Genomic DNA, 24,721 nt, shown 5'->3' on the forward strand with positions numbered 1-24,721 from the left:
CGGCGGGAGCGCGCCGGCGACGTCGACGCGGGGGAACGGCGCGGCCCCGGTCGCCGGGGAACCGGCGGCCGGGGCCGTGACGTCGTTCGCGGGGCTGCCCGGGGGCAGGCTCGCGGCGGTGTTCAGCTGGTCGCGCCCTTCAGGGCCTCGGCCAGCGCGGTCGCCTCGTCGGCGTTCAGCTCGACGACCAGCCGGCCGCCACCCTCCAGCGGGACGCGCATGACCAGGCCGCGGCCCTCCTTGGTGACCTCGAGGGGACCTTCACCCGTGCGCGGCTTCATGGCCGCCATGCGTGCCTCCTTCACCTGCCACCCACGCACCGGCTGGGCGCGGCGTGGCATCCGTTCTGACGAGCTCCGGTCCCATGATCCCGTATCGGGGCCCGTTCGACCAACCTGGACCCCTCACCCGCGCGCCCGGAAGCACGTCGCGACGTGGTCGTCGACCATCCCGGTGGCCTGCATCAGGGCGTAGGAGGTGGTCGGCCCGACGAACGAGAAGCCCCGCCGCTTGAGCTCCTCGGCCATCGCCACCGACTCCGGGCTCGTCGCCGGCACGTCGGCCATCGACTGCGGCCGGGGCCGCGGTGCGGTCGGCGCGAACGACCACAGCAGCGCCGACAGGCCCTCGGGCAGCTGCTGCGCGGCGCGTGCGTTGCCCACCGCGGCACGCACCTTCGCCCGGTTGCGCACGATGCCCGGGTCGGCGAGCAGCCGCGCCTCGTCGTCCTCGGTGAAGGCCGCGACCGCCTCGATCCGGAACCCGGCGAACGCAGCCCGGAACGCCGGCCGCTTCCGCAGGATGGTGATCCAGGACAGCCCGGACTGGAACGCCTCCAGGGTGAGCCGCTCGAAGAGGGCGTCGTCGCCGCGCAGCGGGGTGCCCCACTCCTCGTCGTGGTAGCGCACGTACTCCGGGGCGCTGGTGGCCCAGCCGCACCGGGGCAGGCCGGGATCTGTCGTCGGGCGGTCCACAGCCGCCGAAGCTAGCGTCTGCGGTCGTGCGCGTGCTGATCACCGGAGGGGCGGGCTTCATCGGCTCGCACGTCGTCGCGGCCCACCGGGAGGCGGGGCACGAGGTGCGGGTGCTCGACGCGCTGCTGCCCGCCGTCCACCCGCCCTACCCCGGCGGCGTACCCGGGCTGGACGGCGTCGACCTGGTCGTCGGCGACGTGCGCGACCCGGGCACCGTCGACCGCGCGCTCGACGGCGTGGACGCGGTGAACCACCAGGCGGCGATGGTCGGGCTGGGCGTGGACGTGCAGGACATGCCCGCCTACGCCGGCATCAACGACCTCGGGACGGCGGTGCTGCTCGCCGCCATGGCGCGGGCCGGGATCGGCCGGCTGGTGCTCGCCGGCTCGATGGTCGTCTACGGCGAGGGCCGCTACGAGTGCCCCGAGCACGGGATCGTCCCCGCCGCCCCGCGCCGCCGCGCGGACCTGGACGCCGGCCGGTTCGAGCCGCCGTGCCCGGTCTGCGGGCGGCAGCTCACCTGGGGCGAGGTGGCCGAGGAGACCGCGGCCGACCCGCGCAACACCTACGCCGCGACCAAGCTGGCCCAGGAGCACCTCGCGGCGGCGTGGGCCCGGTCCACCGGCGGCGGCGCGGTGGCGCTGAGGTACCACAACGTCTACGGCCCGCACATGCCCCGCGACACCCCCTACGCCGGGGTGGCGTCGATCTTCCGGTCGTCGCTGGAGGGCGGCCGGGCGCCGCAGGTGTTCGAGGACGGCGGCCAGATGCGCGACTTCGTGCACGTCAGCGACGTCGCCCAGGCGAACCTGCGGGCCCTGGAGAGCACCCCGCCCGACTCGGCGCTGCGGGCCTACAACGTCGCCTCGGGGGTGCCGCACACCGTCGGCGACATGGCCCGGGCGCTGGCCGAGGCGTTCGGCGGGCCGGCGCCGGAGGTCACCGGGGAGTACCGCATCGGCGACGTGCGGCACGTGGTGGCCAGCCCCGCCCGCGCGGAGGCCGAGCTGGGCTTCCGGGCGCGGGTGCTCTTCGAGGACGGCATGCGCGAGTTCGCCACCGCCCCCCTCCGCCCCGCCCCCTGACCCTCCCCGGATCCGGTTTCTCGCGAGGAACCGGGTCTAGGGGACGGCGGCGTCCACGTCGGCGAGCTCGGAGGGCTCCCGGCGCACCGGGCTGCGGCGGGTGGCCAGCACGCAGCCGAGCAGGATCACCGGCAGCCCGACGGCGAGGCCCAGGGTGAACGGCTCGTCGAGGAACAGCACGCCGGCCACCACCGCGACCGCCGGGTTCACGAAGGTGATCACCAGCGCCCGCTGCGGGCCGGCCTCGCGGATCAGCTGGAAGAACAGCGCCATCGCCACGGCCGTGCAGACGACGCCGAGCACCGCGACCGCGGCCAGCGCGTCGCCGGGCGCGTGCGCCACCTGGTCCATCCGCGGGACGGCGAACGGCGCGTAGACCACCGCGGTGACGGCGAGGGCGAACGCGCTCGCGGTCACCCCGGGGACGTCGGGCAGCGCACGGCTGACCACCAGCGGCGCCGTGGCGTACCCCAGGACGACGAGCGCCACCGCGCCGATGCTCAGCAGCTGCGCCCCGCCGACGTCCAGGCCGAGCAGCAGGCCGATGCCGAGCAGCCCCAGCACCATGCCGCCCAGCCGCACCGGGGTCAGCCGCTCGGGCTCCCCGGCGACCCGGGCGGCGACCGCGGACACCAGCGGCACGGCGGCGACCAGCAGCCCGGTCAGCGAGCTGGACAAGGTGGTCTCGGCCTGGCTGAGCAGCAGCCACGGCCCGGTCATCTCCAGCACGGTGAACAGCAGCAGCGGCCGCCAGTGCGTGCGGGCGGCGCGCAGCCCGCCGTGGGTCAGCGCCCAGGGCAGCAGCAGCGCCGCGCCCACCAGGCACCGGGCGAACACGACCACCACCGGCGACAGCTCGCCGACGGCCACCTTGATCAGCAGGTAGGGCACGCCCCAGATCACCGACATCGCCGCGAACAGCAGCCAGCCCCGCCTCGTCACCACGTCATTCTCACCGCGCACCGGTCGCCGGCGTGCGCAGCCCCGCTGCCACGTCCGGCCACACCCGCTTTCGGCGCCGAAACCGGCCCCGCTTTCGGCGCCGGAAGTGGTCCCGGTTTCGGCGCCGAAAGCGGGTCACCACTCGGTGCGGACGTGGGTCTCCACCCAGATCGCCACCACCGCGCCCGCGGCCAGCCAGAACCGGCGCTGCCGGGCGGGCAGGAACGCCACCGCCGGCAGCAGCCACACGTAGAACGGCAGCCAGATCCGCTCGGTCTCGCCGCGCACCAGCCCGGTCGCGTCGCTGGCCAGCACCCCGGCGAGCGCGGCCAGCGGCAGCACCGCCAGCCGGGACCGGCGCAGCGCGGCCAGCCCGCCGACCGTCGCCGGGCCCACGGCCACCGCGGCGGCGGCCAGGTTGGCGACCACGAAGAAGCCGAACGGCCGGTCGGCGTAGGAGGGGCCGGTGCGCACCCGGTCACCGGCGGCGGAGAACCCGTCGAGCCACCAGTAGCCGCCGGCCGCGAACGCCAGGACGACGACGAGCACGCCGGCCGCCGCGACGGCCAGCACCCGCAGCACCCCGCCCGCGCTGAGCCGCGACCGGTGCACCAGCACGACCCCGAGCACGAGCAGCCCGAGCGCGGTCAGCCCGAAGGAGAGGAACAGCGCCGCGCCCAGCAGCAGGCCGCCGGCGAGCGCCCGGACGTCGCGCCCCGGGCCGCCCTCGTGCGCCGCGGCCGCGGCGACCAGGGCCACGCCCCACGCGGCGACCCCGGCGAACAGCGCGTCGGCGCTGGTGGCCACCCACAGCGCCAGCGGGGCGAGCACCAGGAACGGCGCGGTGGTGCGGGCGGCGTCCTCCCCCACCACTGCGCGCACCCCGACCAGCACCGCGGGGACGGCGAGCGCGCCGCCCGCGATGCACATCGCCGCGGCCCAGGAGAGCCCGGTCAGGCCGAGCCGGTCCAGCGCCACGAAGGCGAGCGTGGCCAGCGGCGGGTGGCCGGCGACGTGCGTCGTCCAGGGGTCGGCCGAGCCGGCGGGCACCGAGTCGGTGAAGGTCCGCAGGAACTCCCCCACCGAGCCGATCCGCGGCACGTCGTGCGGGTACTCGTAGCGCACCGCCAGCGGCGCGTAGAGCCGGTACCAGCCCGAAGCCAGCGCGAGGGCGACCGCCCAGCCCGAGGCCAGCACCGCGCTGCCGGGCAGCAGCACCCACCAGCGCACCCGGTGCGCGAGCGCCGGTCCGGCGGCCACGACGACGACCGCGACGGTGACCGGCAGCCAGGTGTGCGCGGTCTCCGCCGGCCCGTACTCCCCGCGCAGCAGGAAGCCGCCGAGCAGGTGCAGCACGGTGCCGGTGTCGGTGAGGTGGCGGCCCACCCGGACGACGACGTCGACCGCCACCCCCACCACCAGCACCGCGAGCAGCGGCGCCCACCGCTGCCGGCGGGTGACCGGCGGCCCGGTCACCGGGGCGGCGGCCGGCGCGGTGGTGGTCATCGCCGGGAGCCTAGGGGTGCCCGTCGTGCCCCACCCATCCGAATGGTGGGACACGACCGAACACCGGGCGATGCACAGCGACCACAGCTACGGTCCCGGGATGCCGGACGTCGTCCTCCCCTGCCTCGACGAAGCCGGGGCGCTGCCCTGGGTGCTCTCCCGGTTGCCCGCCGGGTACCGGGCGGTCGTCGCCGACAACGGCTCGACCGACGGCTCACCGCAGATCGCCGCCGAGCACGGCGCGACCGTCGTGCACGTGCCGCAGCGCGGGTTCGGCGCCGCGGCGCACGCCGGGCTGGAGGCGGCCACCGCGGACGTCGTCTGCTTCTGCGACGCCGACGGCTCGATGGACCCGCAGGACCTCCCGCTGGTCGCCGGCCCGGTGCTGGCCGGGGACGCCGACCTGGTGCTGGGCCGCCGCCGGCCGACCACCCGCGGCGCCTGGCCGGTGCACGCCCGGGTCGCCAACACCGCGCTGGGCGTGATGTTGCGCCGGCGCACCGGCCGCGCCCTGCACGACCTCGGGCCGATGCGCGCCGCCCGCCGGGAGGCGCTGCTGGACCTCGGGATCACCGACCGGCGCTTCGGGTACCCGCTGGAGATGGTGACCCGGGCGGCCGACGCCGGCTGGCGGATCACCGAGGTCGACACCCCGTACGCCGTCCGTGCCGAGGGCACCAGGTCGAAGGTCACCGGCACCGTCCGCGGCACCGTGAAGACGATCAACGACATGCGGAAGGTGCTCGCGCGGTGACCCAGCTGCTGGTGATCACCAAGGCACCGGTGCCCGGGCGGAGCAAGACCCGGCTGACCCCGCCGTGCACCCCGGAGCAGGCGGCGCAGATCGCCTCCGCCGCGGTCGGCGACACGCTCGACACCGTGCGCGCCACCCCGGTCGCCCGCCGGGTGGTCGCCCTCGACGGGGCGCCCGGCGACCTGGACCTGTCGGGCACGGACGTCGTCCCGCAGGTGGACGGCGACCTCGGCACCCGGCTGGCCGCCGCGTTCGGCGCCGCGATGGCCGGCCCGGACGGCGACCGGCCGACGCTGCTCATCGGCATGGACACCCCGCAGGTCTCCCCCGCGCTGCTCACCGACTGCCTCGACCGGCTCGTCGCCGCCGGCCCGGGAGCGGTGGTGCTCGGGGTCGCGCCGGACGGCGGCTGGTGGGCGCTCGGGGTGCACACCCCCGCTGCGGCGCAGGTGCTGCCCGACGTGGCGATGTCCCGCGACGACACCGCGGTGCACACCCGGGCCGCGCTCGAGGGCGCCGGGTTCACCGTGCTGGACCTGCCCGAGCTGACCGACATCGACCACTTCCCGGACGCCGTCGCGGTGGCGGCGCTGTGCCCCGCGGGCAGCCGCACCCGCCGGGTGGTCGCGGAGATCGCCGGCGGGCTCCCATGACGCTGGACCGGCTGCTCGGGGCACGGCTGCCCGGCCCACCGGCCGCGCTGCGCCGCGGCCCGTTCCGGGAGGGCGCGTTCAGCAGCCCGCTGCACTCCGAGCGCCGCGCGGCCCGCACCGGCGTCCTGCTGGGGCTGGCCTTCGCGGTCTGCTTCCTCACCGGGCTGGTCAGCCACCTGGTGCAGCACCCGCCGTCGTGGTGGGTCTGGCCGGCGTCGCCGTCCTGGCTGTACCGGGTCACCCAGGGCGTGCACGTGGCCACCGGGCTGGCGAGCATCCCGCTGCTGCTGGTCAAGCTGTGGACGGTCTACCCGAAGCTGTTCGCCTGGCCGCCGGCCGGGTCGCCGGCCCGGCTGGTCGGCCGGCTGTCGCTGCTGGTGCTGGTCGGCGCCAGCACGATGCAGCTGCTCACCGGCCTGGTGAACATCGCCGAGTGGTACCCGTGGGCGTTCTTCTTCACGACCACCCACTACTGGACCGGCTGGCTCGCCATCGGCGCGGTCGCCGTGCACGTCGGCGCGAAGGCACCGGAGATCCGCCGCGGCCTGGCCCGGCGCGGCAGCCCGGCCGCCACGGCCGGGCTGCCCGCCGGGGAGGCCACCGCGCAGGCGGCGGCCGACGACGCCGCGGAGACCAACGCCGTGCCGCGGCGGGCGTTCGTGCTGGCCGGCGGGCTGGCGGTCGGCGCGGTCACGCTGGCCACCGTCGGGCAGACGGTCTCGCCGCTGGCCCGGGTGTCGGTGCTCGGCCCGCGCGAGCCGGGCGTGGGCCCGCAGCGGCTGCCGGTCCGGCAGACCGCGCACAAGGCCGGCACGGCCGACGTCGGCGCCGACTACCGGCTCACCGTCGCGGGGCCGCGCCCGCTGTCGCTGTCGCTGGCCGACCTGCAGGCCCTCCCCCAGGCGACCGAGCGGCTGCCGATCACCTGCGTCGAGGGGTGGAGCGCGAACGCCACCTGGACCGGCGTGCGGCTGGCCGACCTGCTCGAGGAGGCCGGGCTGCCCCGCGGCACCGAGGTCACCGTCGAGTCGCTGCAGACCGGCGGGCTGTACCGGGTGTCGACGGTGTCGCCACCGCACGCCCGCAGCCCGCGCACCCTGCTGGCGCTGCGCCTGGACGGCGAGCAGCTGGCCCCCGACCACGGCTACCCGGTGCGGCTGATCGCGCCGAACCGGCCCGGGGTCATGCAGACCAAGTGGGTCACCCGGATCGCCCCGGGCAGCGGCGGGATCGGCGCATGAGCACCCCGCTCACCGACGCGCTGCGGCCCTGGTGGCGGTGGCTGTTCGTGCTGCCCGGGCTGGCGGCGGTCGGCTACGGCGCGCACGGGCTGCTCACCGCAGGTGGCCGGGTGCCGCTGGGCTCGTGGGCCACCTGGTTCGTCGGCAGCGCGCTGCTGCACGACCTGGTCCTCGCCCCGCTGTGGATCGGGCTGGGCTGGCTGGCGGCGCGGTGGCTGCCCCGGGCGGCCCGCCCGGTGGTGGCCGTCGCCGCGGCGGTCAGCGGGGTGCTCACCCTCGTCGCGCTGCCGTTCGTGCTGGCCCGCGGCCGCGATCCGCGCAACCCGTCGTTCCTGCCCCGCGACTACGGCCTGACCCTGCTGCTGGTCGTGGCGGCGGTCTGGGCGCTGGCCGCGGTCTGGGCGGCGGTCGCCGTCCGGCGCGCCCGCGGCTGACCCAGCTTCCTCGCTAGGAAGCGGCCCGGTTCCTCGCTGGAAGCGGCCCGGTTCCTCGCGAGAGAGCAGGCAGGTTCCTCGCGGGAAAGCGGACGGAGGGGTCAGTGCCGGCGGGCGAAGTCGGCGAACCGGCGCAGCGACAGCCGCACGCCCACCACCACCGCCGGCCGGACCAGCGGCCAGGCCAGCCGGCCGAGCAGCCCCAGCGGCAGGTCGAGGTCCTCGGTCCAGACGAACCGCGACCCGGCGCCCGACGGCTCCACCAGGAAGGTGCCGGTGCCGCGGACGACCGGCCCCACGTGCCGGACGTCGGCCCGGAACGGCGGCTCCCAGCGGGTGAACAGCATCGGGTCGGGGACGCCGAGCCGCCGGCCGGCCACCCCCAGCCCGGTGACCGCGCGGATCCGCGCGCCCACCCCGCGGCCGCCGCCGTCGGTGGCCCGGACGTCGGTGAGCAGCATCCACTCGCCCTGCCGGTCCCAGTCGATCAGCGCCGACCACACCTGCGGCGGCGGTGCGGCGATCTGGATGCTCTCGGTGATCTCAGGCACCGGTGCTCCCCTCCTCGGCGTGGCGGTCCCCGGCGGCGGGCGCCGGCCGGTCCAGCTGGGCGCGCAGCGACGCGAGCTCGGTGTCGCGCTGGTCCAGGGCGGTGGCGAACTGCTCGAGCAGCCAGTCGACCTCGGTCATCCGGTAGCCGCGGGCGGTCACCGACAGCCGCAGCGCGCGGACGTCGTCGCCGACCACCGGCCGGTCGTCGGGCAGCTCCACCGGCGAGCGGTCCAGCTCCGCGGGCGGCTGCGTCTCGCCCCGGCCGAGCAGCACCGAGGCGCCCAGGAACAGCAGGCCGCCGACCAGCAGCAGGCCGATGACGAAGACGATCGCCGACACGGTCAGCTGCCGTTCGGGGGCGCCGGCGGGTCGACCGGCGCGGCCGGGGCGCCGCGCTCCTGCCGGGCGGCCGGCGACACCTGCCGGCCGGCCTCCCGCTCGCGGCCGAGCTCCGCGGCCTGGATGACCGCGACCGCCTCGGCGACGTCGTCGGTGACCACGAACAGGTCGAGGTCGGCCGGGCTGACCATGCCGTCGGCGAGCAGCGTCGAGCGGATCCACTCGACCAGCCCGGACCAGTACCCGGTGCCGAACAGGATCACCGGGAAGCGGGTGACCTTGCGGGTCTGCACCAGGGTCAGCGCCTCGAACAGCTCGTCGAGGGTGCCGAAGCCGCCGGGCAGGATGACGAACGCCTGGGCGTACTTCACGAACATCGTCTTGCGCACGAAGAAGTAGCGGAAGCTGATGCCGACGTCGACCCACTCGTTGAGCGACTGCTCGAACGGCAGCTCGATGCCCAGCCCCACCGACATGCCGCCGGCCAGGTGGGCGCCCTTGTTGGCCGCCTCCATCGCGCCGGGCCCGCCGCCGGTGATGACCGCGTAGCCGGCCTCGGCCAGCGCCCGGCCCAGCTGCACGCCCGCGTCGTAGTACGGGGAGTCGGCCTTGGTGCGCGCACTGCCGAAGACGCTCACCGCGCGGGGCAGCTCGGCGAGCAGGCCGAAGCCCTCGACGAACTCGCTCTGGATGCGCAGCACCCGCCACGGGTCGGTGTGCACCCAGTCGGTGGCCCCGCGCCGGTCGAGCAGGCGCTGGTCGGTCGTCGTCCCGTCGCTGCGCGGGTCGGGCTCGCTGCCGCGCAGGGTGATCGGGCCGCGCTGGCGCGTCGGGCGTGCCCGGCGGGGAGCGTCGTCGGAGGTCATGCGGCACTCCCGGTGAGGTAGGTGGCGAGGGCGTCCTCGGCGGGCTGGAGCCGGTCGACCCGGACGTACTCCCCCGCCTGGTGGGCGAGCGTCGGGTCGCCGGGCCCGAAGTTGACCGCCGGGATGCCGAACGCGGCGAAGCGGGCAACGTCGGTCCAGCCGAGCTTGGCCCGCGGCGGCGCGCCGACCGCGGCGACGAACTCGGCGGCCGCCGGCTCGGACAGCCCGGGCAGCGCCCCGCCGGCGGAGTCGGTCACCTCGAGGGTGACCCCGGCGGCGAGCGCGTCGGCGAAGACCTCGCGCACGTGTGCCTCGGCGGCGTCCTCGTCCCGGTCGGGCGCGTAGCGGAAGTTCACCGTCACCCGGCACTCGTCGGGGACGACGTTGCCGGCCACCCCGCCCTCGATCCGGACGGCGTTGAGACCCTCGCGGTAGTGGCAGCCGTCGATGTCGACCTCGCGGGCGGTGTACCCGGCGAGCGTGGCGAGGATGCCGGCCGCGCCGTGCACGGCGTTGACCCCGAGCCAGGACCGCGCGCTGTGCGCCCGCTTGCCGGGCACGGTGAGCACCACCCGCAGGGTGCCCTGGCAGCCGGCCTCGATGCCGCCGTCGGTGCCCTCGAGCAGCACCGCCAGGTCGCCGTACAGCCAGCCGCGGCGCTCCCGCGCCACCCGGCCGAGCCCGTTGCGCGCGGACTCGACCTCCTCGCAGTCGTAGAAGACGAAGGTGACGTCGCGCGCGGGCGCGGCGCCGGGCACGCCGAACCGGCCGGCCAGCCGCAGCATCACCGCGTCGCCGGACTTCATGTCGCTGGTGCCGCAGCCGTACAGCCGCTCCTCGCCGTCGACGGTCTCCAGCCGGCTGGGCAGGTTGTCGGCCAGCGGCACGGTGTCCAGGTGCCCGGCCAGCACGATCCGGCTGTCCCGGTCGGCGTTGGTGCGGGCCAGCACGGTGTTGCCGACCCGCTCGACCTCCAGGCCGCCCAGCGCGCGCAGCGCCGCCTCGACCGCGTCGGCCAGCGGGGCCTCGGTGCCGGAGACCGAGGGGGTGTCGACCAGCGCCCGGGTCAGGGTCAGCACGTCGGCGGACAGGTCCAGCGGGAGGACGGCGGTCACGGGGGCCGAGCCTAACCGGGCTGGTGCGGGTGCCGCCGTCCGTGCGGGTCGTGCCGGCGCACTGGGTAGCCTCGGTGCCCGTGACGACCGCACAGACCACCGGCGCCAACGGCGTCGGCATCGCCACCGTGGCCTCCGACGGCACGGTGCTGGACACCTGGTACCCGGCTCCCGCGCTGAGCAGCGCCGACCAGGGCGACACCGGCACCCAGCAGATCGGCGTGCTGGAGCTCGAGGGCCTGCTCGGCCCCGACTACTCGGCCCTGGTGCGGATCGACGACGTCCGCGGCGTGAACGTGATCGCGGTGGCCACCACGATCGCCGACCTCGCCCAGCCGCCGGTCGACGCGCACGACGCCTACCTGCGGCTGCACCTGCTGTCGCACCGGCTGGCCACCCCGCGCTCGGTCAACCTCGACGGGATCTTCGGGGTGCTCGCGAACGTGGCGTGGACCAGCGCCGGCCCGGTGCCCGCCACGGAGCTCGACGCCGTCCGGGCCCGGCTGCGGGTCGCCGGCGGCCACCTGACCGTGTTCGGCGTCGACAAGTTCCCGCGGATGGTCGACTACGTGCTGCCGGCGGGCGTCCGGATCGCCGACGCCGACCGGGTGCGGCTGGGCGCCCACCTGGCCGAGGGCACCACGGTGATGCACGAGGGCTTCGTCAACTACAACGCCGGCACGCTCGGCCCGTCGATGGTCGAGGGCCGGATCAGCGCCGGCGTGGTCGTCGGCGCGAACTCCGACATCGGCGGCGGCGCCTCGATCATGGGCACGCTCTCCGGTGGCGGGAAGCAGGTCATCTCGATCGGCGAGGGCACCCTGCTGGGCGCCAACGCCGGGGTGGGCATCTCGCTCGGCGACGGCTGCGTGGTCGAGGCCGGGTGCTACGTGACCGCGGGCTCGAAGGTGACGCTGCCCGACGGGTCGACGGTCAAGGCCGCGGAGCTCTCCGGCCGCGACGGGCTGCTGTTCCGCCGCAACTCGGTCACCGGCGCGCTCGAGGCGGTCGTCCGCAACGGCGACTGGGGCTCGCTGAACGCGGCGCTGCACGCCAACTGACGCCGGCGCGACCCCCGCCACAGCACGGTCCCACGGCTCCCCTCCGGCGCACCGGCGCCGGAGGTCCCGGGGCTCACAGGCCGCCGAATTACGATCGGCGGTGATGGCGAGCTCCCCGGTCGCGACCCGACGGCCCCCGGCCCGGTCGTCCCGCCCGGCGGGCCGCACCGGCGCGAAGCGGCCCCGGTCGGGCACCCGCCCGCGCAGCGGGACCCGGCGCCGGCGGCGGTCCCGCAGCGGTCTGCCGAGGCTGGGTCCGGCCGGCTGGCTGCTCGTCGCGGTCGGCGTGCTGGTCGTGCTGGCCTGGAGCTGGCACCCACCGACAGGCCCCGCCCCTGGGGCTGCCGCGTGGACGTCCGGCTGCCGGGTGCCGGGATCGGACACGACGCTCACCCAGGAGCAGTACGGCAACGCCAGCACGATCGCCCGGGTTGCGCACGACCGGCAGCTGCCCGACCGCGCGGTGGCGCTGGCCCTGGCGACCGCCATGCAGGAGTCCCGGCTGCGCAACCTCGACTACGGCGACCGCGACTCCCTGGGGCTGTTCCAGCAGCGGCCGTCCCAGGGCTGGGGCTCGCCCGCCCAGGTGCAGGACCCGGTGTACGCGGCCGGGAAGTTCTACGACCACCTGGTCCGCATCCCCGACTGGCAGACCGGGGACTTCACCCTGACCGCAGACGCCGTCCAGCGCAGTGCATTCCCGCTCGCTTACGGACGGTGGTCGACGTTCGCCGAGCGCTGGGCCCCCGCCCTGCGATCGGGCGACGTCGACTGCGCCTAGCGCGGTCACGACGAGCGGTCCGCGAGGGCGGCGAGCAGCGCTGCGCCGGCGGCCAGCGAGGTCACCGTCCGCACGGTGTTCCAGGCCGTCCAGCGGGTGAGGAACGACTCCCACACCGAGCCCGCGGCGTCCGGGTCGGCCGCGGCGAGCGTGTCGTTGAGCGGCACGTTGCCCAGCCCGGTCACCAGCACGGCACCGGCCAGGTAGAGGCCCACGCCGGCCAGCACCAGCACCCGCCGGTCGCCGCGCAGCTCGAGCACGGCGACGAGCACGCACAGCACCGCGGTGCCGAAGAGCAGCAGCATGAACACCGGCCGGACGGCGACCCGGTTCACCGACTGCATCGCCCGCACCCCCTCGGCGGTGGACAGCGCCCGCAGCGCCGGCAGCACCATCACGCTGAACACCAGGAACGCCCCGGACACCAGCAGCGCTCCGGCCGCGGTGACCCCCACCAGCGGCCTCATGACCAGGCCCCCGCGGCGGCGCCGGCCCGGAGGTGGTCGGTGACCTCGCGCGCCGGCCGGCCCAGCAGCCGGGCCACGCCGTCGGTGGTCCGGGCGTTGCGCCCGTCGAGCACCTCGGTGAACAGCTGCACGAGCAGGTCCGCCACCTCGGCCGGCACCCCGTCGGCGGCCAGGCCGGCGCGGAACTCCGCCGCGGTCACCGACCGGAACACGACCGGCCGGCCCAGCGCCGCGGCGATCTCGTCGGTCACCGCACCGAAGGTCAGCGCCCGCGGTCCGGTGAGCTCGTGCACGACCCCGTCGGGCCCGTCGCCGAGCAGCACCGCCACCGCCGCGTCTGCGATGTCGTCGGCGTCGAGGAACGGCTCGGCGACGTCACCCACCGGCAGCGCCAGCTCCCCCGACCGCACGGCGCCGGCGAACTGGCCCTCGGTGAAGTTCTGCGCGAACCAGCTGCACCGCAGCACGGTGGCCCGGACGCCGGCCGTCCCCAGCACCGCCCGCTCCGCCGCCTCGGCGCCCGGCTCGCCCCGGCCCGACAGCAGCACGACCCGCTGCACCCCGGCGGCGGCCGCCCGGGCGGTGAACTGCCCGACCACGGCGTCGGCGCCGGGCACGGCGAGGTCGGGGGCGTAGGCCAGGTACACGCCGGTGACCCCGGCGAGGGCGGCGTCCCAGGTGGCCGGGCGCTCCCAGTCGAACCCGGTGCTGCGCGCGGCTCCCCGCACCGGCACCCCGCGCGCCTGCAGGCGCGCCACCACGCGGCGACCGGTCGTACCGGTCCCGCCCGTCACCAGCTGCGTTCCCGTGCTCATGTCCCTCGTGCTCACGTCCCCAGTGCTCATGGGTCGAGTACAGCCAGCCGCGCTGCGCCGGGACATCGCCGAGGCTCCCGAGGACATGCGCGCGCGTCTACCGTCGCGGCCGTGGACGCGGTGACCGGTCTGCTCAGCGGCCCCCGGGCCAGCGGCGCCTTCCTGCTGCGCTCGGTGCTGGAGCCGCCGTGGTCGATGCGGATCGCCGACCGGGCCCCGCTGACCGTGCTCGCGGTGCTGCGCGGATCGGCGTTCGTGCTGGTCGGCGGCGCCCCGCCGGCGCAGCTGCGCCCTGGGCACGTCGCGCTCCTGCGCGGACCGGAGCCCTACACGGTGGCCGACGACCCCGCCACGGCGCCGCAGGTGCGCATCGGCCCGGGCCAGGAGTGCACGCCGCTGCCCGGGCAGCCGGCCATGTCCGGCCTGGGCACCCGCACCTGGGGCAACGACTCCGCCGGCGGCACCGTGCTGCTCACCGGCACGTACACCAGCCCCGGGGCGGTCGGTGACCGGCTGGTGCGGGCGCTGCCGCCGCTGGTCGTCGTCCCGCCGGACGACGGCACCGGTGCGGTCGCGGCGCTGCTGGCGGCGGAGACGGCGCGCGAGGCGCCCGGCCAGGAGGCGGTGCTCGACCGGCTGCTCGACGTCGCGCTGGTGTCCGCCGTCCGGGCCTGGGCCGCGCGGCCGGGCGCCGGCGCACCCGGCTGGTACCTGGCGGCCGCCGACCCGGTGGTCGGCCCGGCGCTGCGGCTGCTGCACGACCGGCCGGCGCACCCGTGGACGGTCGGTTCGCTCGCGGCCGCCGTCGGGGTGTCCCGGGCCGCGCTGGCCCGGCGGTTCACCGACCTGGTGGGCGAGGCACCGATGGGCTACCTGACCGGCTGGCGGATCGCGCTGGCCGTCGACCTGCTCGCCGACCCGGCGCTCACCCTGGAGGCCATCGCCCGGCGGGTGGGCTACGCGACGCCGTTCGCGCTGAGCACCGCGGTCAAGCGGGTCACCGGGCGGAGCCCGGCGCAGCTCAGGCCGTGAGCCGCTCGACCGCGGCGCCGATGCGCTCGTCGGTGGCGGTCAGCGCCATCCGCACGTGCTGCTCCCCCGCCGGGCCGTAGAAGCTGCCCGGCGCGGCGACGACGCCGAGCCCGGCGAGCCAGTCGATCGTCGCCCAGCAGTCCTCGCCGCGGGTGACCCAGAGGTACAACCCGGCCTCGGAGTGGTCGATCCGGGCGCCGGCCGCGCGCACGGCGGCGGCCAGCCGTTCCCGGCGCGCCCGGTAGCGCTCGCGCTGCTGCGCCACGTGCTCGTCGTCGGCGAGCGCGGCGGTCATCGCCGCCTGCACCGGCGTGGGCACCAGCAGGCCCAGGTGGCGGCGCACCTCCCACGCCCGGCGCACCAGCACCGGGTCGCCGGACAGCAGCCCGGCCCGGTAGCCCGCGGCGGTCGACTGCTTGGACAGCGAGTGCACCGCCAGCAGCCCGGTGTGGTCGGGGCCGGCGATCGCCGGGTGCAGCACCGACCGCGGCGCGACGTCCCAGCCCAGCTCGATGTAGCACTCGTCGGCGACCACCGGCACGCCGTGCGCGCGGCCCCAGGCGACCCAGGTGCGCAGCTCGTCGTCGGTGAGCACCCGGCCGTGCGGGTTGCCCGGCGAGTTCAGCCAGACCAGCACGGTGTCCCCGGGGTCGGCCGGCGGGGTGTCCGAGCGCAGCACCGACAGCCCGGAGACCACCGCGCCCACCTCGTAGGTGGGGTAGGCGACCTCGGGGATGACCACGGTGCCCGCGTGCAGCCCGAGCAGCGTCGGCAGCAGCGCGACGAGCTCCTTGGAGCCGACCGTCGGGATCACCGACGGGTCGGCGCCCAGCGGGTCGGCCAGCTGCACGCCCAGCCGCCGCGACAACCAGCCCGCGGCCGCCTCGCGCAGCGGCGCGGTGCCCAGCGCGGTCGGGTAGCCGGGCGCGTTGCCCGCGGCCGCCAGCGCGGCGCCGAGCAGCGGCGGGGTGTCGTCGACCGGCGTCCCGATGGACAGGTCGACCACCCCGCCGGGGTGCTCAGCGGCGCGCGTCCGGGCCGCCGCCAGCGAGTCCCAGGGGAAGTCGGGCAGCCCGCGGGCGGGGGCCGACGCGGTCAGTGGCCCTCGCCCTGCGGCGGCAGGGCGGCGACCAGCGGGTGGTCCTTGCCGACCTTGCCGGTCTTGGCCGCGCCGCCGGGGCTGCCCAGGTCGGAGAAGAACTCCACGTTGGCGTTGTAGAAGTCCTTCCACTTGTCCGGGACGTCGTCCTCGTAGTAGATGGCCTCCACCGGGCAGACCGGCTCGCAGGCACCGCAGTCGACGCACTCGTCGGGGTGGATGTAGAGCATCCGGTCGCCCTCGTAGATGCAGTCGACCGGACACTCGTCGATGCACGCCTTGTCGAGGACGTCGACACAAGCCTGGGTGATGACGTAGGTCACGGGTCTCCTCCGGGACGCGCGGGCGGCACCCCCGGAGCAGCTCCGGGGGCCGGTTGATCGTGGACAAGTATCACCCGGGGCCCGGCATGCGGGCACGACGGGTGCCCGGCCGACGGGTACCCCATGGGGGCAGGTGCTGCGGGAGGCGGCTCAACCACCGGGCGGGACGACCGATGACCGGGACGTGGCAGAGGCTGGACGGCGACGCAGCGCCCCGCGACGGCCGGCGTCCGCGTGCCCCTACGACGCGGTCGCCGCGCTCGAGGGGCTGCTCGCCCGGCTGCGCTCGGCGACCGGCGCCTCGCGCGTCGCCGTCTGGGTGCACGAGGCGAGCACCGGGGTGGCCGTGCCGTTCCGGCAGGTGCGCAGCGGGACGCCGGCGGGCACCGGGACCACCGACGACCGGGTGCCGCTCGCCGTGGACCACTCCCCCGTGCTCACCGCGATCATCCGCGAGCGCCGCACGCTCACCCAGCGGCTGGCGGAGGCCGAGGCGGCGGTGGCCGCGGAGGCCGCCTCGTACGGCGTCCGCTCGGCGCACGGCGAGCCGCTGCTCGTGCACGGCGCCGTGGTCGGCGCACTCTTCCTGGAGCCGGCCGCGGCCGCCTCCCCCACCCTGCTGCGGCAGGCGACCCCCGAGCTGGCCGAGTCGCTGTCGGCGGCCTGGGCCCAGCACCGCGCCGAGCGGCGGCTGGCCCAGGCCGAGGCGCTGCTGGACCTCGTCGAGCGGGCGCACCAGGCCGACTCCGTCGACGAGCTGCTGACCGGCGCGTGCCGGCAGCTGGCCGGGCTGGCCGAGGTCGACCGCGCGGTGGTGCTGCTGCAGCGCGACGGCCGGCTGGTGCCCTGGGCCGCGAGCGCGCCCGAGGGCCGGCCGGCCCCCGACCGACGGCCCGACGCGCCGGTGCTGCCGCTGGCGCTGGCCGTGCTGCGCACCGGGACGGCCACCGCGGCCGACCGGGGCGACCCCCTGCTCCCGGCCGCGGCCGCCGCCGCGCTGGACATCGGCTCGGCGCTCGCGGTGCCGCTCACGACGGCGTCCGGGCCGGTCGGCGTCCTGGTGCTGGACAGCCCCCGGCCACACCCCTTCCCCGAGGACGTGCGCCGGCTGGCCACCTCCGCCGGCGCCCACGTCGGCGCCGCGCTGGAGCAGGTGCGCGCCCGGCAGGCGCGGGCCGTGTCGCTCGCGACGTCGGAGGTGGCGCGGCAGCTGCTGGTCGACGGTGCGTCGGCGCGCAGCGTCGCCGAGGCCGCCGAGGCGCTGGCCGCCGCCGTCCAGCGGCTGCTGGGCACCGACCGCAGCGCCACGTACACGGTGACCGACGGCGTCGTCGACGACGTCCGCCCGATCGGCTGGCCCGCCGGGCGGCGGCAGGACGTCCGGGACAAGGTCATCGGGCGGCCCGCCGAGGGCTTCCCGCTGTGGCGGCACCTGGTGGCCGACCCCAGCCCGGTGTTCGTCGAGGACGCGACCACCAGCGACCTGATCCCCGCCGACGTGGTGGCCGCGATGGGCACCGGCTGCTTCGTGTGCCTGCCGCTGCTCGCCGGCGACCGGCTGCTGGGCCTGGTGCTCAGCGGGTCCGACGGCCCTGCCTCGTGGCCGGAGGAGCTGCGGGAGGCGGTCCGCCAGGTGACCCTGGAGGGCTCGCTGGTGCTGGAGAACGCGGTGCTGCGGGCGACCGAGGAGCGCCGGCTGGCCCAGCTGGCCGCCGAGGCGCACGTCGACCCGCTCACCGGGCTGGCCAACCGGCGACGGCTCACCGAGGACCTCGAGGCGACTGTCTACCGGACGCCCGCCCGCCGGTCCGCCGTCCTGATGATCGACCTCGACCGGTTCAAGGAGATCAACGACAGCTTCGGGCACGCCGTCGGGGACGAGCTGCTGTGCCTGGTCGCGGCCCGGTTGCAGGAGGCGCTCGGCCCTGGCGACCTGCTCGCCCGGATGGGCGGCGACGAGTTCGCGGTGCTGCTGCCCGGCGCCGGTGCTGCCCGCGCCCAGGACGTCGCCGACCGGCTGGTCGGCGCGCTGCGCGACGCCTTCGTGCTCGGCGGCATGCCGCTGCACGTCGACGCCAGCATCGGCATCGCGCTGTGCCCCGACCACGGCCGGGACCGCTCGCTGCTGCTGGCCCGCGCCGACACGGCCATGTACGTGGCCAAGCGGGGCCGGCACGGCGCCGTGGTCTGGACGCCGGACTCCACCCCCGACGCCCGCGAGCGGCTGGAGACCCTCGAGCAGCTGCGCACCGCGCTGGACACCGACCAGCTGGTGCCGCACTACCAGCCGCAGGTCGACCTGTGCAGCGGCCGCGTCGTCGGCGTCGAGGCCCTGGTCCGCTGGCAGCACCCGCAGCGCGGGCTGCTCGCGCCGGCCCTCTTCCTGCCGCTGGCCGAGCAGGCCGGGCTGATGCGGCGCCTGGCGCTGCGGGTGATGGAGCAGTCGCTGCGCGACCTCAGCCGCTGGCGGGCGGCCGGGGCCCACCTGTCGGTGGCCGTGAACCTGTCGATGTCCAACCTCGCCGACGTCGCCCTCCCCGGGCAGGTGGCGATGCTGCTGGAGGCGACCGGGGTGCCGGCGCACGCGCTCACCCTGGAGATCACCGAGGACGTGCTGATGGCGGACGCCGCCCGCAGCTCGCAGGTGATGAGCGGGCTGCGCGACCTCGGGGTGCGGCTGTCGATCGACGACTACGGCACCGGCTACTCCTCGCTGGCCTACCTGCGCGCGCTGCCGGTCGACGAGCTGAAGCTGGACCGCAGCTTCGTCGCCGACCTGGTCACCGACCCGCGCAGCGCCGCCATCGTGCGCAGCACCCTGCAGCTGGGCCGGGACCTGGGCATGACCATGGTCGTCGAGGGCGTGGAGGACGCCGGCGCGCTCGCCGCGCTGCGCGAGTGGGAGTGCGACCTCGCGCAGGGCTGGCACGTCGCCCGGCCGATGACCGCGGCAGCGTTCCCCGGCTGGCTGGCCGCCTGGGACGCCGCGCCGCAGCTGCTGCCCCGCGGCTGACCCCGGCGGCGGCCGTGGCGGGCCGACCGGCGAGGATCGGGTCATGGGACAGAGGCGGTCACCGCTGGGCGTCGTCGAGCTCGAGCGGGTCGCCGCCCGCGGGTGGCCGGGTCTGGCGCAGGACCGCCTGGGCGACTGGCTGCTGCGCGCCGGCGAGGGGTTCACCGGCCGGGCCAACAGCGCGCTGGTCGTCGGCAACCCCGGCCTGCCGCTGGACGACGCGGTCGCGGCGGTCGGCCGCTGGTACGACGAACGCGGCCTGGTGCCGTGCGCCCAGCTGCCGGGTGTGCAGTCCCGGGCCGCCGACGCCGCGTTCGCCCGGGCCGGCTGGGCGCGCGACGAGGACGTGCTGGTGCTCACCGCGCCGCTGACCCCGCCCACGGCGGACGTCGCGGCCGCGGCGGACGTCGTCCTCTCCCCCGCGCCGGACGACGCCTGGCTGGCCGGCTACCAGCACCACGGCGGTCCGCTGCCGGACGCGGCCGTGCGGGTGCTCACCGCCGGCGAGGGGCTGGTGTTCGCCTCCGTGCGGCTGGACCCCGCGCCGGCCCCGCTGGCGGCGGTCGGCCGCGGCGCCCTGGCCGACGGCTGGCTGGGCATCACCGCGCTGACCGTGGCCGAGGAGCACCGCCGCCGCGGGCTGGCCACCGCCGTCACCGCCGCGCTGCAGCGGTGGGCGGCCGAGCGCGGCGCCACGTCGGCCTACCTGCAGGTGACCGCGGGCAACGCGGGCGCCCGCGAGCTCTACCGGCGGCTCGGGTTCATCGAGCACCACCGCTACCACTACCGGCGCCGGGTCGGCTGACCGGCCGGGTGCCCGGGCCGGCGGTGACCGCCCGGCCCACCGCGAACGCGGCAGCGAGCACGCCGAGCAGCAGGAACCCCAGGTTGACGATCGAGGTGACGCCGTCGCCACCGGTGATCAGCAGGTCGCCCTCGCTGCGCTGCCGGGCCGCGGTGAGCGCGACACCCAGCCACACCACGGCGGGCAGCACGGCGACCAGCCGGGAGCGGGACAGCCGGTGCGCGGCGCCGACCAGCAGCACGTTGCCCACCACCGCGGCCAGCACCGACACCGGCACCGGCACGCCGCCCGGGCGCCAGGGCAGCCAGAACACCTCGACGACGGCCAGCCAGCCGGCGACGGCGACCGCCGCCACCGCCCAGCCGAGCAGCGCGACCGGGCGCATCAGCCCAGCCCGGCGAACAGGTCGTCCTCGCGGCCGTCGGCCCCGGCCGGGCCCGGCTCGCCGCGGACCAGCCGGTAGTACTCGGTGGGCAGCAGCGGCTGGCCCAGCCCGTTGGACAGCGCGAAGAACTCGCCGTGCACGACGACCTGGGTGGCGTGGGCGCGCATCGCAGCCGCCTTCCCCGCCAGGTGCGCCCGGCCGTCGACCGCCGTCGTCACCTGGTCGTCGGGCATCACGAACGGGACCTCCCCGACGTCCTCGGCGGCGGTGAACGGGGTGCCGGCGGCGGGCAGCGCGGCCAGCCCGGCGGCGAGGACCGACGCCGGCACGCACGTCCAGTAGACCTTCGCGACCTGCCACGCGGGGCCGAGGTCGGGCCGGTGGCCGGGGTCGGCGGCGAGCTCCACCGCGCGGGTCGCCACCCGGTGCGCCTGGATGTGGTCGGGGTGGCCGTAGCCGCCGTCCGGGTCGTAGGTGACCAGCACCTGCGGCCGCACCTCCCGGACCACGGCGACGGCGGCGTCGACCGCCTCGCCCGCGTCGGCGTTCCAGAAGGCGCGCGGGTGCTCGTTGGCCGGGGTGCCGATCATCCCCGAGTCGCGCCACCGGCCCGCACCGCCGAGGAACCGGTGGTCGATGACCCCGAGGGCGGCCATCGCCGCGGACAGCTCCGCGATCCGGTACCCGCCGAGCTGGTCGGCCTGGTCGGCGGCGAGCCGGGCCAGCTCGGGGGTGATGATCTCGCCTTCCTCGCCCAGCGTGCAGGTGAGCAGCGTGACCTGCGCGCCCTCGGCGACGTAGCGCGCCATCGTCGCCCCGTTGTTGATCGACTCGTCGTCGGGGTGGGCGTGCACGAGCAGCAGGCGACGGTCGGCGGTCACGGGTAGATGATCCCGGACGCCGGCACGGCTCTGCCGGGGACGGGTACGGAACACGCGCCGAGAGGCGCTGTGGCGCCCCATCGCGGGCCCGGAGGGTCCCGATGGGGCGCCACGAAACGGCTCAGCGCAGGCGCGGGAGGGCACCTGGCCGCGGTGCGACGCGGGAGCGTCGCGATGCGCACCGCCTCAGATGACCTTGAGCTCCTCGGCGTAGTGGCACGCGTTGAGGTGCCCGGCGCTGCGGTTCTCCAGCTTCGGGTCCTCGGTCATGCACTTCTGCCGCTCGCCGTCGCTGAGCACGTTGGCGAACTTCTGGCAGCGGGTGCGGAACCGGCAGCCCGACGGCGGGTTGGCCGGGCTGGGGACGTCGCCGGAGATGATGATCCGCTGGCGGTTGCGCTCCCGGCGCGGGTCCGGCAGCGGGATCGCCGACAGCAACGCCTGGGTGTACGGGTGCGCCGGCCGCTCGAACAGCTCGTCACGGGTGGCCACCTCGATGATCCGGCCCAGGTACATGACCGCGACCCGGTCGGAGATGTGCCGGACGACCGAGAGGTCGTGCGCGATGAACAGGTAGGACAGCCCGAACTCGTTCTTCAGGTCCTCGAGCAGGTTGATGACGCCGGCCTGGATGGAGACGTCCAGCGCCGACACCGGCTCGTCGAGCACCAGCACCTTGGGCTGGAGCGCCAGCGCGCGGGCGATGCCGATGCGCTGCCGCTGCCCGCCGGAGAACTCCGCGGGGTACCGGTTGGTGTGCTCGGGGTTGAGGCCGACGGTCTCGACCAGCTCGCGCACCCGGCGGCGGAGCTCCTCCTCGCTGTTGGTGAGCCCGTGGATGATCAGCGGCTCGGCGACGATGTCGAACACCGGCAGCCGCGGGTTCAGCGAGGCGTAGGGGTCCTGGAACACCAGCTGGATGTCCCGGCGCAGCGGGCGCATCTGCTTGCGGGAGAGCCCGACGAGCTCCCGGCCCTCGAACACCACGGAGCCCGCGGTGGCCTGCTGCAGGTTCAGGATCGCGCGGCCGGTCGTGGACTTGCCGCAGCCGGACTCGCCGACCAGGCCGAGCACCTCGCCCGGGTAGAGGTCCAGGTCGACCCCGTCGACGGCGCGGACGGCGCCGACGGTGCGCTTGACCAGCCCGCCGCCCTTGATCGGGAAGTGCTTCTCCAGGCCGCGGACCGACAGGATCGGCTCACCGCGCCGGGGCGCGCCGTCGCTGGAGCGCGCGGTGGTGCTGGGGGCGGTCATGCCCGGTCTCCGTCCTTCGTGCCCTGGTCTGCGTGCGTGCTCACGACGCTGCCGGTGTCGGCGGGGGTGCCCGCGCCCGGCTCGGTCTGGTCGGCCGGCGGGGTCGCGCTGACCACGGCGTCCGCGGCGTCCGCCCCGGTGGCGAGGTCGGCCGGCAGCGGCTCCCCGACCAGGAGGTCGTCGGCGGCGGCGGTCTCGAACACGTCGGCGGCGTGCCCGTGGGCCTGCGCCACCTGCTCGGTCCGGATGCAGGCCGCGTTGTGGTCGGGCCCCACCTGGAACAGCTCCGGCTCGGCCTCGTCGCACGCCGCGATGTGCAGCGGGCAGCGGGGCGCGAACGGGCAGCCCGGCGGCATGTTCACCAGCGAGGGCGGGGAGCCCTTGATGGGGGTGAGCCGGTCGCCGCTGCTGGAGTCCAGCCGCGGCAGCGAACCCAGCAGGCCCAGCGTGTAGGGCATCCGCGGCTCGTAGTAGATGTCCTCGACGCTGCCGACCTCGATCGGCCGGCCGGCGTACATGACCAGCACCCGGTCGGCGATGCCGGCGACGACGCCCAGGTCGTGGGTGATCAGCACCATCGCGGCGCCGGTCTCCTGCAGCGCGGTCTGCAGCACCTCGAGGATCTGCGCCTGCACGGTGACGTCCAGCGCGGTCGTCGGCTCGTCGGCGATGATCACCTCGGGCTGGTTGGCCATCGCGATCGCGATGACGACGCGCTGGCGCATGCCACCGGAGAACTCGTGCGGGTAGGACTTCACCCGGTCGCGGGCGTTCGGGATGCCGACCAGCTCCAGCAGCTCGACCGCGCGCGCCTCGGCGGCCTTCGAGCTGAGGTCCTTGTCGTGGATGCGCAGCGTCTCCACGATCTGGTCGCCGACCTTGTAGACCGGGTCGAGCGAGGTCATCGGGTCCTGGAAGACCATCGAGACGCCCTTGCCGCGGATCCGCGACATGCTGCGGTCGCTCTGGCCGAGCAGCTCCTGGCCGCGGTACCGGACCGAGCCGGTGACCCGCGCGGACGCCGGCAGCAGGCCCATGACGGCCAGCGACGTGACCGACTTGCCGGAGCCGGACTCGCCGACGATGCCGAGCACCTCACCGGCGCGCAGCGTGTAGTCGACGCCGCGGACGGCGTGCACCGCGCCGTCCTCGGTGGGGAACCGGACGTTCAGGTCGCTGACCTGCAGCAGCGGGGCGTCGGGGTCGAACCCGGGCAGGCTGGTGGTGCGGCCGCGGGTGAGCGTGCCGCTGGTGGACGTGCCGCCGGACGGGGTGGCGCCGACGGCCGTGGCACCGGCGGCGGGCAGACCGCTGCCGGTGGTCCCGGGGGTGGTCATGGAACTCCCTCTCAGGCCCGCACGCGGCGGTTGCTCGGGTCGAAGGCGTCACGGATCCCGTCGCCGATCAGGTTGATCGACAGCACGATGATCAGCAGGGTGATGCCCGGGAAGTAGAAGAGCCAGGGGCGGGTGCTGGCGGCCTGCACGCCGTCGGAGACCAGGCGGCCCAGCGACGTCGCGTTCGGGTCGTTGACGCCGAAGCCCAGGTAGGTCAGCGACGCCTCGAGGATGATCGCGGTCGCCGCGGCGAGCGTCGTCCAGACGATGAGCGAGCCCAGCGCGTTGGGGATCAGGTGCTTGAAGATGATCCGCTTGTTCGACGCACCGAGGGCGTGCGCAGCCTCGACGTACTCCTTCTCCCGCAGGGAGAGGAACTGGCTGCGCACGATGCGGGCGAGGTCCATCCAGCCGAACAGACCCAGGATGACGCCGACGCCCAGAGGCGTGCGCAGACCCGGGAAGTTGCTGGCCACGACGATCAGCACGACCAGCAGCGGCACGGTCAGGATGAGGTCGACGATGCGCATCAGCACGCTGTCGACCCACTTGCCGTAGTAGCCGGCCAGCGCGCCGATCAGCAGCCCCAGCGGGAACGCGATCGCGACGAACAGCACGACGATCAGCAGTGAGCGCTGGATGCCGTCCATGATCCCGGACAGCAGGTCGCGGCCGATGGCGTCGCTGCCGAGCAGGTAACCGTCGGTGCCGGGCTTGACCGACTGGGCGTTGCGGTTGAGCTCGTCGTAGGACTTCGGGTTGATCAGCGGCCCGATGAAGCCGAACACCAGCAGCAGGACGAAGATGACCAGCCCGGTCATCCCGACCTTGTTGTGCAGGAAGCGGCGCACGATCTGCTGCCGCTGGCTGCGGGCCTTGACGGTGAACTCGCGCTCGACGCCGCCGCCGGTCGGCTGACCCGGCTCGGCCGGGAGGACTGCGCCCGCGGTCTCGGTGGCCGCCTGGGTGGTGGACATGGGGTCCTTCTCTCTGGCTCTCTGGGGCGC

27 protein-coding genes are annotated in these 24,721 nt (G+C 76.0%); 10 read left to right on the top strand and 17 right to left on the bottom strand.

Annotated elements, in window-relative coordinates; genetic code table 11:
• Window positions 1–122: 122 nt before the first annotated feature.
• Complete coding sequence (locus tag AB0J00_RS12850; protein WP_357744749.1) at window positions 123–290, bottom strand: DUF3117 domain-containing protein; 168 nt, start codon at window positions 288–290, stop codon at window positions 123–125.
• 114 nt (window positions 291–404) lie between these two features.
• A complete protein-coding gene (locus AB0J00_RS12855) occupies window positions 405–974 on the bottom strand; it encodes a DNA-3-methyladenine glycosylase I (RefSeq protein ID WP_357744751.1) in 570 nt (189 codons plus the stop codon).
• 26 nt (window positions 975–1,000) lie between these two features.
• On the opposite strand from AB0J00_RS12855, the gene AB0J00_RS12860 reads away from it, so the two are divergent.
• The gene (locus tag AB0J00_RS12860; RefSeq protein WP_357744754.1) at window positions 1,001–2,059 is read left to right on the top strand and encodes an NAD-dependent epimerase/dehydratase family protein; all 1,059 of its coding nucleotides are present in this window, start codon (window positions 1,001–1,003) and stop codon (window positions 2,057–2,059) included.
• 36 nt (window positions 2,060–2,095) lie between these two features.
• Here the strand turns inward: AB0J00_RS12860 and AB0J00_RS12865 are convergent, their stop codons facing one another.
• Both AB0J00_RS12865 and AB0J00_RS12870 read right to left on the bottom strand, forming a co-directional pair.
• Window positions 2,096–3,001 (bottom strand): DMT family transporter, encoded by a 906-nt coding sequence (locus AB0J00_RS12865; protein WP_357744758.1) that lies wholly within the window; start codon window positions 2,999–3,001, stop codon window positions 2,096–2,098.
• A gap of 135 nt (window positions 3,002–3,136) precedes the next feature.
• A complete protein-coding gene (locus AB0J00_RS12870; protein ID WP_357744760.1) occupies window positions 3,137–4,507 on the bottom strand; it encodes a hypothetical protein in 1,371 nt (456 codons plus the stop codon).
• A 100-nt stretch (window positions 4,508–4,607) separates the two neighbouring features.
• Between AB0J00_RS12870 and AB0J00_RS12875 the strand changes: the two genes are divergently transcribed.
• The 4 genes from AB0J00_RS12875 to AB0J00_RS12890 are packed head-to-tail and all read left to right on the top strand — an operon-like array spanning window position 4,608 to window position 7,589.
• Window positions 4,608–5,261, top strand: a complete 654-nt coding sequence (locus AB0J00_RS12875) for a glycosyltransferase family 2 protein (protein ID WP_357744763.1) — start codon at window positions 4,608–4,610, stop codon at window positions 5,259–5,261.
• Window positions 5,258–5,914 carry a DUF2064 domain-containing protein gene (locus AB0J00_RS12880; protein WP_357744766.1) on the top strand — a complete coding sequence of 219 codons (657 nt, stop codon included), beginning with the start codon at window positions 5,258–5,260 and terminating at the stop codon, window positions 5,912–5,914. Before AB0J00_RS12875 ends, AB0J00_RS12880 begins: the two co-directional genes overlap by 4 nt.
• Entirely contained in the window at window positions 5,911–7,155 is a 1,245-nt protein-coding gene (locus AB0J00_RS12885) for a molybdopterin-dependent oxidoreductase (RefSeq protein WP_357744768.1), read from the top strand. Before AB0J00_RS12880 ends, AB0J00_RS12885 begins: the two co-directional genes overlap by 4 nt.
• The gene (locus AB0J00_RS12890) at window positions 7,152–7,589 is read left to right on the top strand and encodes a hypothetical protein (RefSeq protein WP_357744771.1); all 438 of its coding nucleotides are present in this window, start codon (window positions 7,152–7,154) and stop codon (window positions 7,587–7,589) included. Before AB0J00_RS12885 ends, AB0J00_RS12890 begins: the two co-directional genes overlap by 4 nt.
• 101 nt (window positions 7,590–7,690) lie before the next feature.
• Here AB0J00_RS12890 and AB0J00_RS12895 read toward each other — a convergent pair whose 3' ends face one another.
• The 4 genes from AB0J00_RS12895 to dapE are packed head-to-tail and all read right to left on the bottom strand — an operon-like array spanning window position 7,691 to window position 10,461.
• The gene (locus tag AB0J00_RS12895; RefSeq protein ID WP_357744773.1) at window positions 7,691–8,140 is read right to left on the bottom strand and encodes an SRPBCC family protein; all 450 of its coding nucleotides are present in this window, start codon (window positions 8,138–8,140) and stop codon (window positions 7,691–7,693) included.
• Entirely contained in the window at window positions 8,133–8,480 is a 348-nt protein-coding gene (locus AB0J00_RS12900) for a DivIVA domain-containing protein (protein WP_357744775.1), read from the bottom strand. Before AB0J00_RS12900 ends, AB0J00_RS12895 begins: the two co-directional genes overlap by 8 nt.
• Before the next feature lie 2 nt (window positions 8,481–8,482).
• On the bottom strand, window positions 8,483–9,346 hold the full coding sequence (locus AB0J00_RS12905) for a TIGR00730 family Rossman fold protein (protein WP_357744777.1): 864 nt from the start codon (window positions 9,344–9,346) through the stop codon (window positions 8,483–8,485).
• The gene (gene dapE, locus AB0J00_RS12910; protein ID WP_357744780.1) at window positions 9,343–10,461 is read right to left on the bottom strand and encodes a succinyl-diaminopimelate desuccinylase; all 1,119 of its coding nucleotides are present in this window, start codon (window positions 10,459–10,461) and stop codon (window positions 9,343–9,345) included. The genes AB0J00_RS12905 and dapE overlap by 4 nt, the downstream gene beginning before the upstream one ends.
• Window positions 10,462–10,541: 80 nt before the next feature.
• Here dapE and dapD point away from each other — a divergent pair, with 80 nt between their 5' ends.
• Both dapD and AB0J00_RS12920 read left to right on the top strand, forming a co-directional pair.
• Window positions 10,542–11,522, top strand: coding sequence for a 2,3,4,5-tetrahydropyridine-2,6-dicarboxylate N-succinyltransferase (dapD, locus tag AB0J00_RS12915; protein ID WP_357744783.1), 981 nt, complete (start codon window positions 10,542–10,544; stop codon window positions 11,520–11,522).
• Between the two features lie 367 nt (window positions 11,523–11,889).
• The gene (locus AB0J00_RS12920; RefSeq protein WP_357744786.1) at window positions 11,890–12,303 is read left to right on the top strand and encodes a hypothetical protein; all 414 of its coding nucleotides are present in this window, start codon (window positions 11,890–11,892) and stop codon (window positions 12,301–12,303) included.
• Window positions 12,304–12,308: 5 nt separating this feature from the next.
• Here AB0J00_RS12920 and AB0J00_RS12925 read toward each other — a convergent pair whose 3' ends face one another.
• Window positions 12,309–12,770, bottom strand: coding sequence for an anthrone oxygenase family protein (locus AB0J00_RS12925; RefSeq protein WP_357744789.1), 462 nt, complete (start codon window positions 12,768–12,770; stop codon window positions 12,309–12,311).
• On the bottom strand, window positions 12,767–13,585 hold the full coding sequence (locus AB0J00_RS12930; protein WP_357744792.1) for an NmrA family transcriptional regulator: 819 nt from the start codon (window positions 13,583–13,585) through the stop codon (window positions 12,767–12,769). Before AB0J00_RS12930 ends, AB0J00_RS12925 begins: the two co-directional genes overlap by 4 nt.
• Window positions 13,586–13,696: 111 nt before the next feature.
• Between AB0J00_RS12930 and AB0J00_RS12935 the strand changes: the two genes are divergently transcribed.
• The gene (locus tag AB0J00_RS12935) at window positions 13,697–14,617 is read left to right on the top strand and encodes an AraC family transcriptional regulator (protein WP_357744794.1); all 921 of its coding nucleotides are present in this window, start codon (window positions 13,697–13,699) and stop codon (window positions 14,615–14,617) included.
• Here the strand turns inward: AB0J00_RS12935 and dapC are convergent.
• On the bottom strand, window positions 14,607–15,716 hold the full coding sequence (dapC, locus tag AB0J00_RS12940; protein ID WP_357745186.1) for a succinyldiaminopimelate transaminase: 1,110 nt from the start codon (window positions 15,714–15,716) through the stop codon (window positions 14,607–14,609). The two genes, AB0J00_RS12935 and dapC, sit on opposite strands and share 11 nt — an antisense overlap.
• Window positions 15,713–16,039 (bottom strand): ferredoxin, encoded by a 327-nt coding sequence (gene fdxA / locus AB0J00_RS12945; protein WP_091448234.1) that lies wholly within the window; start codon window positions 16,037–16,039, stop codon window positions 15,713–15,715. The genes dapC and fdxA overlap by 4 nt, the downstream gene beginning before the upstream one ends.
• Before the next feature lie 184 nt (window positions 16,040–16,223).
• Here fdxA and AB0J00_RS12950 point away from each other — a divergent pair, with 184 nt between their 5' ends.
• Window positions 16,224–19,052, top strand: coding sequence for an EAL domain-containing protein (locus AB0J00_RS12950; RefSeq protein WP_357744798.1), 2,829 nt, complete (start codon window positions 16,224–16,226; stop codon window positions 19,050–19,052).
• A gap of 43 nt (window positions 19,053–19,095) precedes the next feature.
• Window positions 19,096–19,857, top strand: a complete 762-nt coding sequence (locus AB0J00_RS12955) for a GNAT family N-acetyltransferase (RefSeq protein ID WP_357744800.1) — start codon at window positions 19,096–19,098, stop codon at window positions 19,855–19,857.
• Here AB0J00_RS12955 and AB0J00_RS12960 read toward each other — a convergent pair.
• The 5 genes from AB0J00_RS12960 to AB0J00_RS12980 form a co-directional block, all read right to left on the bottom strand.
• Complete coding sequence (locus AB0J00_RS12960; RefSeq protein WP_357744802.1) at window positions 19,814–20,242, bottom strand: hypothetical protein; 429 nt, start codon at window positions 20,240–20,242, stop codon at window positions 19,814–19,816. The two genes, AB0J00_RS12955 and AB0J00_RS12960, sit on opposite strands and share 44 nt — an antisense overlap.
• Window positions 20,242–21,123 (bottom strand): N-acetyl-1-D-myo-inositol-2-amino-2-deoxy-alpha-D-glucopyranoside deacetylase, encoded by an 882-nt coding sequence (gene mshB, locus AB0J00_RS12965; protein ID WP_357744805.1) that lies wholly within the window; start codon window positions 21,121–21,123, stop codon window positions 20,242–20,244. The genes AB0J00_RS12960 and mshB overlap by 1 nt, the downstream gene beginning before the upstream one ends.
• Window positions 21,124–21,309: 186 nt before the next feature.
• Window positions 21,310–22,377: an oligopeptide/dipeptide ABC transporter ATP-binding protein gene (locus tag AB0J00_RS12970; RefSeq protein WP_357744807.1), complete on the bottom strand. Its 1,068-nt coding sequence runs from the start codon at window positions 22,375–22,377 to the stop codon at window positions 21,310–21,312.
• The gene (locus tag AB0J00_RS12975; RefSeq protein WP_357744809.1) at window positions 22,374–23,714 is read right to left on the bottom strand and encodes an ABC transporter ATP-binding protein; all 1,341 of its coding nucleotides are present in this window, start codon (window positions 23,712–23,714) and stop codon (window positions 22,374–22,376) included. Before AB0J00_RS12975 ends, AB0J00_RS12970 begins: the two co-directional genes overlap by 4 nt.
• Window positions 23,715–23,725: 11 nt before the next feature.
• Window positions 23,726–24,691, bottom strand: coding sequence for an ABC transporter permease (locus AB0J00_RS12980; RefSeq protein ID WP_357744812.1), 966 nt, complete (start codon window positions 24,689–24,691; stop codon window positions 23,726–23,728).
• Between the last annotated feature and the right edge of the window lie 30 nt (window positions 24,692–24,721).

The sequence above is a fragment of the Modestobacter sp. NPDC049651 genome (assembly GCF_040659695.1).
Lineage (GTDB): Bacteria > Actinomycetota > Actinomycetes > Mycobacteriales > Geodermatophilaceae > Modestobacter.